An 8,313-nucleotide genomic window follows, 5' to 3' on the forward strand; every position below is an offset into this window, starting at 1 on the left:
CGCTGTCAGCAGGCTTGTGCCCCTCGCATGCGGCCCCGCTACGGCCACTTGTTATAGTGCGAGGTCCCCCAAATAGTCAGGCGTGATGGACACCATACGCATCCGCGGCGCGCGCACGCACAACCTCAAGAACATCGATCTGGACCTGCCGCGTGACCGGCTGATCGTGATCACCGGACTGTCCGGGTCGGGCAAGTCCTCGCTGGCGTTCGACACCATCTATGCCGAGGGCCAGCGGCGCTATGTCGAATCGCTGTCGGCCTATGCGCGGCAATTTCTTTCGATGATGGAAAAGCCCGACGTGGACCACATCGAGGGGCTGTCGCCGGCGATCTCGATCGAGCAGAAATCCACCTCGCACAACCCGCGCTCCACCGTGGGCACCATCACCGAGGTGTACGACTACCTGCGCTTGCTCTACGCCCGCGTGGGCACGCCGCGCTGCCCGGACCACGGCATTGCGCTGGAGGCGCAGACGGTGAGCCAGATGGTGGATACCACCCTGGCGATGGACCCGGAAAAACGCTTCATGCTGCTGGCGCCGGTGATTCGCGAGCGCAAGGGCGAGCACGTGCAGGTGTTCGAGCAGTTGCGTGCCCAAGGTTTCGTACGTGCGCGTGTGGACGGCGTCGTATACGACCTGGACGCCGTGCCGCCGCTTACCCTGCGCCAGAAGCACACCATTGAAGCAGTGATCGACCGCTTCCGCCCGCGCGAGGACATCAAGCAGCGCCTGGCCGAATCCTTCGAGACGGCGCTGAGGCTCGGCGACGGCCTGGCGATCGTGGTCGACATGGACGACCCGAAGGCGAGCGAGCAGTTGTATTCCTCGCGCTATTCCTGCCCGGTATGCGACTACTCGCTGCCGGAACTGGAACCGCGCTTGTTTTCCTTCAACTCGCCGGTGGGCGCCTGCCCCACCTGCGACGGCCTGGGCGTCACCCAGGTGTTCTCGCCCGAGCGCGTGGTGCATCACCCGGAGCTGTCGCTGGCAGCCGGCGCGGTCCGCGGCTGGGATCGCCGCAACGCGCATTATTTCCAGCTGATCCTGTCGCTCGCCAAGCATTACGGCTTCGATGTGGAAACGCCGTGGCAAAAGCTGCCCAAGACCGTGCAGCAAGCCGTGTTGTACGGCAGCGGCAAGGAGAAGATCCAGTTCCGCTACCTGACCGAGCGCGGCGGCAAGGTCACGCGCGAGCACGCGTTCGAAGGCATCCTGCCAAACCTGGAACGCCGCTACAAAGAAACCGAATCGCCAGCCGTGCGCGAAGAGCTGGCGAAATACATCAGCGACCATCCGTGCCCCGAATGCGGCGGCCAACGCTTGAACCGCTCGGCACGCAACGTATTCGTGGCCGACCAGGCGCTGCCTGTGCTGACGGCGCGCTCCATCGACGATGCGCTTGCCTTCTTCGAAACACTCAAGCTCACCGGTTGGCGCGGCGAGATCGCGGTGAAGATCGTCAAGGAAATCCGCGAGCGCCTGAGTTTCCTCAACGACGTGGGCCTGAACTACCTCACCCTGGATCGCCAGGCCGATACGCTATCGGGCGGTGAAGCACAGCGTATTCGTCTCGCCTCGCAAATTGGCGCCGGCCTGGTCGGCGTGATGTACGTGCTGGACGAACCTTCGATCGGCCTGCATCAGCGCGACAACGAGCGCCTGCTCGGCACGCTCACGCGGCTGCGCGACCTGGGCAACACGGTAATCGTGGTCGAACACGACGAGGATGCGATTCGCGCCGCCGATTACGTGCTGGACATCGGCCCCGGTGCGGGCGTGCATGGCGGTGAAGTAGTTGCGCAGGGCACGCTGAAGGACATTCTCGCTTCGCCGCGCTCGGTCACTGGCCAATACTTGTCCGGCAAACGCGAAATCAAAATACCCGAAGAACGCCGCGAACAGCTCGACAAGGATTCCTGGCTGCATCTGCGTGGCGCCACCGGCAACAACCTGAAGAATGTGGACCTCGCCATTCCGGCCGGCCTGTTCACCTGCGTCACAGGTGTTTCCGGCTCCGGCAAATCCACCTTGATCAATGACACGCTGTTCGCGCTTGCCGCGGCCGAATTGAATGGCTCAAGCATTCAGCCCGCACCGTACAAGTCGGTGGAAGGCTTGGAACTGTTCGATAAAGTCGTGGACATCGACCAGTCGCCGATCGGCCGCACCCCGCGCTCGAATCCGGCGACGTACACCGGCCTGTTCACGCCGCTGCGCGAACTGTTCGCCCAAGTGCCGGAAGCACGCTCACGTGGCTACACGCCCGGACGTTTCAGCTTCAACGTGCGCGGCGGACGCTGCGAAGCCTGCGAAGGCGACGGCATGATCAAGGTGGAAATGCACTTCCTGCCCGACGTGTACGTGCCTTGCGACGTCTGCCACGGCAAACGCTACAACCGCGAGACGCTGGAGATCCTCTACAAGGGCCACACGATTGCCGATGTGCTCGACATGACGGTGGAAGATGCCGCCAAGCTGTTCGAGAACGTGCCGGTGATCGCGCGCAAGCTCGATACGCTGCGCGCGGTGGGCCTGGATTACATCAAGCTCGGCCAGAGCGCGACCACGTTGTCCGGCGGCGAAGCGCAGCGCGTAAAACTGTCGAAGGAATTGTCCAAACGCGAAACCGGTCGCACGCTGTACATCCTCGACGAACCCACTACCGGCTTGCACTTCCACGACATCGAGCAACTGCTCGACGTGCTGCATCAACTCGCCGATCAAGGCAATACGGTGGTGGTGATCGAGCACAACCTCGACGTGATCAAGACAGCCGACTGGATCGTCGACCTCGGACCGGAAGGTGGCTCGGGCGGCGGACGCATTCTCGTCACCGGAACCCCGGAAACGGTTGCCGCCACAGTGGGCTCGCACACCGGCCGCTTCCTCGCCTCGCATCTCAAGCCTGCGAAAGCGGCGCGCCCCAAGATCGTGAGCGACAACGGCAAAGCCAAACCCAAGCGCAAAGTAGCTTCATGACGAACGATTCTTCTTCCACACAAACACCGCTGTACACGGCCGCCATCAGCATACGCTGGCGCGATCTTGACGCCTTCAATCACGTCAACAACTCGACCTACCTCACCTATCTGGAAGAGGCGCGTGTGCAGTGGCTGCAACGGCTTCCGGGCTCATGGTCCGATGACCATGCGATGCCGGTGATGGCAGCCAGTACGCTCAACTATCGCTTGCCGATCGAATGGCCCGGTGAAGTGCACATCGAGCTGTACTGCGCGCGACTGGGCAACAGTTCCATGACCGTCGCGCATCGCATCGTCGATGCAACCGACAGCAGCAAGCTGTATTGCGATGGTCATGTAGTGATGGTGTGGATGGATCCGGCCACCGGTAAATCCGTGCCGCTGCCGCTGGCGCTGCGGGACGCTGCGTCGCAATAAACTTGCGGTCATTCCGGTGAAGCCGCGTAGGCTGGGGTGAGCGAACGCGAACTCCAACCTTGCCATGCATTACCGTGACGCTGGGGGTTGGCTAGGGCTGCCATCCCCGTCGCTCCTTTCTGGGTTGCATATCTGTCACATATCGCGTGCGATTCTGGTTCACTAGAATCCCGCTGTTCCACCCCACGAACACCCCTCCTACCCACGGAGTCACGCGTATGGAAATCCAGCCTTATCTGTACTTCGACGGCCGCTGCGAGGAAGCCATCGCGTTCTATCGCGACGCACTCGGCGCACGGGAACTCATGAAAATGCGGTTCAAAGAGGCGCCTCCCAGCGACGACTATCAGATACCTCCCGAGTCCGCCGATAAAGTCATGCATGCCGCGCTGATCATCGGCAGCACGCATCTGCTGATGTCTGACGGCCAGGGCGGCAAGCAAAAAGTAGCGCACTCAGGCTTCAGCCTTTCGGTGACCGCTAACGACGTCGCATCAGGTGAAACGTATTTCAACGCACTCGCACAAGGCGGCCAGATCACCATGCCGTTCCAGAAAACCTTCTGGACCGAGGGCTTCGGCATGCTGGTGGACAAGTTCGGCGTGCCATGGATGGTCAACGTGCAGCATGAAGGCGAGAAGCACTAAGTCGTCCATCTGTTGTGTCCCTTCCCAGAGCAAATCCGGAAGGGACTCTCGCTGAATAAACAACGCACTGCTGTTCAGCAAACTGAGGGACGTCGGACAAATTCGGACCAGGACTACTACTAGCCCTTTGTGAATCAGTCCAGGCTGACTGATCCAAATACTCGCGATTTCTACCATTCCTCATCACCTAACGATCCGATGAGGACCACGCCATGAACATGGCAAATCGCACTGAGCAAAATCCGAAGAAGGGCACGCTTGTTCGCAGCTTGATCGCAGCAGCCCTGGCTGAAGCCATCATGATAGGCTCTGCAATGGCGGTCGGCACGGATGCGCAGAACACGCTGGTTGCAGATGACTTCAACGTACCGGCTGCTGAAGAGACAACCAGCACCGACAGCAGCACTAGCAGTAGCTCGTCGTCCACAACTCCCTCCCTGTTAACGATGGGCGCGACTCAGCGCAGCAGCATGGGCGTCATGGAAGTGTCGGATCCGCAGTTCGCTGTGGAAGGTTTGCATGGCCCCAACAATGCCTCCTTGAACGGTGCAGATCCGTCCACGATGACTGCACTTGCCATGGGCGTGAGCTCCAATGCCAGCGGCGGCAACGCCGTCGCGGTCGGCATCCAAAGCGTCGCCGCATCGGACAACTCCGTCGCACTCGGCAACCGGGCTCAGACCGGGGCAGATCAGCCATATTCAGTAGCAGTTGGCTCAAATGCTTCCACCAGGGGTACGCAAGCCATAGCACTGGGTGCGAACGTAAGGGCATACGCAGATAACGCGCTTGCCGTCGGCAACAACAACACCCAGGCACTAAGCAAGAGCTCGATCGCGATGGGTGATGGCGCCAGAGTGAACAGCCGCGCCGACAATTCGATCGCCATGGGCACCAGCGCGACCGTTGGCGTGAGCGCTACCAATGCGATGGCATTGGGTTCAAATGCCAACGTCGTTGCGAGTGCCTATGGCAGCATAGCTTTGGGTGCAGGCTCCATCGCCGACCGCGCGAATGCGCTGTCCGTTGGTTACGCTGGTGCGGAGCGCCAGATCGTCAACGTAGCGGCCGGCACGCAACTTACAGATGCAGTGAACGTGAGCCAGCTCAAAGGTGTGACGGATGCATTGGGTGCAGGTGCCGGCGTAGCGCCGGACGGCAGTATCACGCAGCCGTCGTTCCTGGTTCAAGGCAACCGTTACTCCACGGTCGAGCAGGCCATTCAGGCGGCCGCGGCGGGTGGTGCCACCGATTCGCTCGCGGTGAGATACGACCTGAATTCGGACGGCTCGGCGAACTACGGTTCGGTGACGCTGGGTGGCAACGCTTCGGCACCGGTCATCCTGACCAACGTGGCCGACGGCAAAAATCAATACGACGCCGTCAACTTCGGCCAGCTCAGCAACCTGCAAGGCCAGGTCGACAACTTGAACCAGACCGTCACCAACATCGGCGACCGTGTCACGAACATCGAGAACGGTGGTGGTAACGGCGGTGGTGGCGGTGGCAACGGCGGCAGTTGGAACCAAGATGCGCAAGGCGAGAAGATCGTCAACGTCGGCGACGGCGCGGTGAATCCGTCGAGCCAGGACGCCGTCAACGGCTCGCAGCTGGCCGCGACCGCACAAAGTACCGCCGATGCTCTGGGCGGTGGCGCCAAGCTCAATGACGATGGCACGATCTCGACACCGACTTACACGGTTGGCGGCCAGCAAGTTCGCGGCGTCGAAGGTGCGGTGAATCAGCTCGACCGGCGCATCGATGGCCTGCAGGGGCAGATCGATGGACTCCAAGGCCAACTCGACAACACCGCACGCGGCGCTTACTCCGGCATCGCGGCCGCCACGGCGCTGACGATGATTCCGGGCGTCGATGTGGGCAAGACCTTGTCGGTCGGCGCCGGTGTCGCGAACTACAAAGGTTACACCGCTGCCGCGTTGGGCGGGGAGGCTCGGGTCAGTGAAAACTGGAAGGTACGCGCAGGCGTGGGCCTGTCCAGCAATGGCAACACGGTGGGTGTGGGCGCCTCATTCCAGTGGTGATGAAAAAGCGGGCGAGGCTTTCGCCCCGCCCGCTTCGATGTACGTCTCAATGTATTTCCAGATATGTTTCGCTCCTTCAAGCCCGGCCTTCGCCGGGTTTTTTTTCACGCCCCGGACGCACGCGCACCAAGCAGACCACGCAACAGTTGGATCTCGGCCATCATGCCCTCAACCGCTTCCTTCAATTGAGCAACGTTCACCGCGTCAGTCAGTTCTGTACCCTTCGATACATGGATGATCTGCCGCGTGCCGACCGAACCGCCGCCGATGGAGATCGCGTTGCCACGGTCCGCCACCGCACCGTGACCCAGTGCAACACCGCCGATCGCCCCCGCCTCCACACTCGCCTCCGCTCCCAGCGCCAGCGCATCGATCGCATCCGCGGTCACCATCGCAGCACGTCCGATCGCAATGCTGTTGTCGCTGCGCACCTTCACGCCTTCGCCCATCGCAATGGAGCTCTTGCCGATCGCCCAAGTATCGCGGCTGCCTACGGCCAGCGCGTGCTCGGCGTTGGCCTGCACCCGCGTGCCAAGCGCCACTGCACGGGGCGCATTGGTCTGGACGTCCGCGCCCATGGCCACCGCATAGTCGTTATCCGCGCCCGTCCGCGCCCTGCGGCCCATGGCCACCGAATGATCCGCGTCGGCCACGTTGTCCAAGCCCATCGCCATCGCATTGCTGCCGTTGGCAAACGAGAACACCCCAAGCGCTGCCGCCGTGAACGCCTCCGGATCACCGCCGTTCAACGAGGCTACGTTCTTGCCGCTGCGGCCTTCAATGGCGCCATGGGGCTCATCTTCCACGTTCTTCACGCCGTTCGTGCCGCGAAGCGCATCCAGCGCCTTGCGTACGGCAAACAACTGGCCTCCGTTGACGGCATCCGTGCTGAGCGGACTAACGTCACCCTCTGCAACATTGATGATCCTGCGTTCGTAACCGGCGTAGCCTACGGAGAATACGTCGTCGTCATCGGCCACCGAGTTGTAGCCCACGGCCACCGAGCGGTTGCCCGAGACGGATGCACCGGTACCGATGGCCACCGAAAAAACGGCCGTGGCACTGGTGTTCGAGCCGATGGAGACGGCATTGGTACCGTTCGCGTTGGCCTGGGTCCCGGTCGCATTGACCTTGATGTATTTCAGATTGATCGCGCCGCTGGTCAATTCGGTCTTCAGGTCGGTCAATCCGCTCGTCAATTGGGCCACGTTGACGCCGTCGTTATCCGCCTCTCCCGTGTCCATGTTGTGCAACGGCACAGGCGGTGCACCCGTTCCGCCCAAGGTCACACCACTCTTTGCCGCGCTGTCGTAAGTGACTGCCAGGGATTCGCCGGTGGACGGATCGATCAGCCCGCTCGTGTCCAACGCATCCTTCAAGCCGTTGACGGTCTGTTCCACTCCATACAACTGCCCACCGTTCACCGCCTGCGTGCTGTCCGCCAATACCTCGCCATCCTTTACATTCGACATCGTCACCGGTGTGCCCGCATTGCCCAGCACGATCTCGGTCTTCGACGTGTCGTCGTAGGTCACCGCCAGCGATTCGCCAGTCGTCGGATCCAGCACACCGCTGTTATCCAGCGTGTCCTTCAGATCGCTGAGCGCTTGATCGACGGTGAACAACTGCGAACCATTCACCGCATCCGTGCTGGTGTCCGTCAATGCTCCCGCTTTCACGTTCGCCATCGTCACCGGCGTGCCCGTTGTACCGAGCGTGATATCGGTCTTCGAGGCATCGGCATAGGTCACCGCCAGCGATTCGCCGGTCGCCGGATCCAGCACACCGCCGTCGTTCAATGCCTCCGTCAAATCACTGACCGCCTGATTCGTTGCGTACAGCTGCGCACCATTTACCGCTTCCGTGCTGCCGGAAGACGGATCGCCCGGCGCCACGTTCGATAGCGTCACCGGCGAGGTCGCATCCGTACCGCCCAACGTGACGCGGTTCTTCGACGCACCGTCGTAGGTCACTGCCGCGATCGCCTGGCCCGTGTCCGCATCCACCAGGCCGGAGTCAGCCAATTGGCTATTGACCACCGTCAGGACATTGCTGAGCGCGTCGCCCACGTCGTGGGCAAGCAGCGTGCCCGTCACATACGACGGTGGCGTCACCGTGCCATCGGCATCCACGGCAGCGCCGCCACCCAGATCGCTAGCAATGCTTTGCGCAGTGCCGAACAACTGCGAACCATTGATGGCATCCATGCTGTCCATGTCCAC

Annotated in this window: 5 protein-coding genes; 4 read left to right on the top strand and 1 reads right to left on the bottom strand. The window is 61.8% G+C overall.

Features of this window, described 5'->3' with window-relative positions; all coding sequences use genetic code 11:
• Window positions 1–85: 85 nt before the first annotated feature.
• From uvrA to VMA74_RS00535, 4 genes are all read left to right on the top strand, one after another.
• Complete coding sequence (gene uvrA / locus VMA74_RS00520) at window positions 86–2,983, top strand: excinuclease ABC subunit UvrA (protein WP_325363727.1); 2,898 nt, start codon at window positions 86–88, stop codon at window positions 2,981–2,983.
• Entirely contained in the window at window positions 2,980–3,402 is a 423-nt protein-coding gene (locus VMA74_RS00525) for a thioesterase family protein (RefSeq protein ID WP_325363729.1), read from the top strand. The genes uvrA and VMA74_RS00525 overlap by 4 nt, the downstream gene beginning before the upstream one ends.
• Window positions 3,403–3,620: 218 nt before the next feature.
• Window positions 3,621–4,049: a VOC family metalloprotein YjdN gene (gene yjdN / locus VMA74_RS00530; RefSeq protein ID WP_325363731.1), complete on the top strand. Its 429-nt coding sequence runs from the start codon at window positions 3,621–3,623 to the stop codon at window positions 4,047–4,049.
• Between the two features lie 212 nt (window positions 4,050–4,261).
• Window positions 4,262–6,091, top strand: coding sequence for a YadA-like family protein (locus VMA74_RS00535; protein ID WP_325363733.1), 1,830 nt, complete (start codon window positions 4,262–4,264; stop codon window positions 6,089–6,091).
• A 104-nt stretch (window positions 6,092–6,195) separates the two neighbouring features.
• Here the strand turns inward: VMA74_RS00535 and VMA74_RS00540 are convergent.
• Window positions 6,196–8,313: YadA family autotransporter adhesin (locus tag VMA74_RS00540; RefSeq protein WP_414649530.1), on the bottom strand; the 2,118-nt coding region annotated here is incomplete at its 5' end.

Origin of the sequence: Dyella sp., from assembly GCF_035508675.1 — a bacterium.
Taxonomy (GTDB): Bacteria; Pseudomonadota; Gammaproteobacteria; order Xanthomonadales; family Rhodanobacteraceae; genus Dyella_B.

What these genes read in the sequence shown, in the direction of transcription:
- uvrA (WP_325363727.1), top strand. Translation starts at nt 86, where the DNA reads ATGGACACCATACGCATCCGCGGCGCGCGCACGCACAACCTCAAGAAC.
- VMA74_RS00525 (WP_325363729.1), top strand. Translation starts at nt 2,980, where the DNA reads ATGACGAACGATTCTTCTTCCACACAAACACCGCTGTACACGGCCGCC.
- yjdN (WP_325363731.1), top strand. Translation starts at nt 3,621, where the DNA reads ATGGAAATCCAGCCTTATCTGTACTTCGACGGCCGCTGCGAGGAAGCC.
- VMA74_RS00535 (WP_325363733.1), top strand. Translation starts at nt 4,262, where the DNA reads ATGAACATGGCAAATCGCACTGAGCAAAATCCGAAGAAGGGCACGCTT.